Below are 252 nucleotides of genomic sequence, written 5' to 3'. Positions count from 1 at the left end.
CGCGGTCCGTCCGAGGTTCGCGGTTCGTCGGGGGTTCGCGGGCCGTTGGTAGCGGGGCGTCTCGTCCCGGGTTTCCTGGTCGTTGGTCGCCGAGGTGCGGTCTGCGATCGCCGGTCTGGTGTCGGCTCAGCGCGGCCAGGCGGCGAAGCGGTGCCGGATCTGTGCGACGTCGGCGCTGCCCAGACCGTAACGGCCGAAGCGCTGGTCGGACAGTCGGTCGAGGTAGCGGCCGGCGGCCCGCACGTCCGCCGG

At 73.8% G+C, this 252-nt stretch carries 1 pseudogene; it reads right to left on the bottom strand.

From position 1 onward, the window contains the following. Positions 1-126: 126 nt before the first annotated feature. A pseudogene (locus tag C7C45_RS35975) lies at positions 127-252 on the bottom strand (nucleotidyl transferase AbiEii/AbiGii toxin family protein); the annotation flags it as partial.

It is taken from the genome of Micromonospora arborensis (assembly GCF_003205615.1).
In the GTDB taxonomy this organism is placed as follows: Bacteria; Actinomycetota; Actinomycetes; order Mycobacteriales; family Micromonosporaceae; genus Micromonospora; species Micromonospora arborensis.
The sequence above is the reverse complement of the archived record's forward strand: the minus strand, read 5'-3'. Positions and strand labels throughout refer to the sequence as shown.